This is a genomic window from Actinomyces sp. HMSC065F12 (assembly GCF_001814535.1).
Classification (GTDB): domain Bacteria; phylum Actinomycetota; class Actinomycetes; order Actinomycetales; family Actinomycetaceae; genus Pauljensenia; species Pauljensenia radingae_A.
On record NZ_KV817019.1, the window covers coordinates 491 to 820 of the forward strand.

Annotated in this window: 1 protein-coding gene; it reads right to left on the minus strand. The window is 58.5% G+C overall.

Annotation, left to right across the window (positions count from 1 at the left end; all coding sequences use genetic code 11):
* Positions 1-330 (minus strand): DUF2800 domain-containing protein (locus tag HMPREF2975_RS13110; protein WP_141757363.1); only part of this gene is annotated, 330 nt, incomplete at both ends.

Genomic DNA, 330 nt, shown 5'->3' on the forward strand with positions numbered 1-330 from the left:
CAACCAACACACCTTGCCCGTACTTCAGATCAATAATCTGCAAGGTAGGTTCGGCGATGATCACGCAATCCCCGGTGCCAAAACCTCCCGGAACCACATGGGAGAAGTCCAGGCGCTGCTCGATGAGCACCTGTGGATCCCCACAGGTCTCCCGAGCCAGCGAGATGTGTTCTTGGACGTAGGCGACGTAGTCGTCAGTCAAGGTTTCCATCTCGTCATCAATCCAAGTTGAGACTGGCCGCTTCGAGCGCTGCTTCAAAGCGCGGCGGAGTTTGTGCTCGGCGAGGGCGTGTGCTGCGGTGCCTTGCTCGGCAGCCGCAGACGTGGATT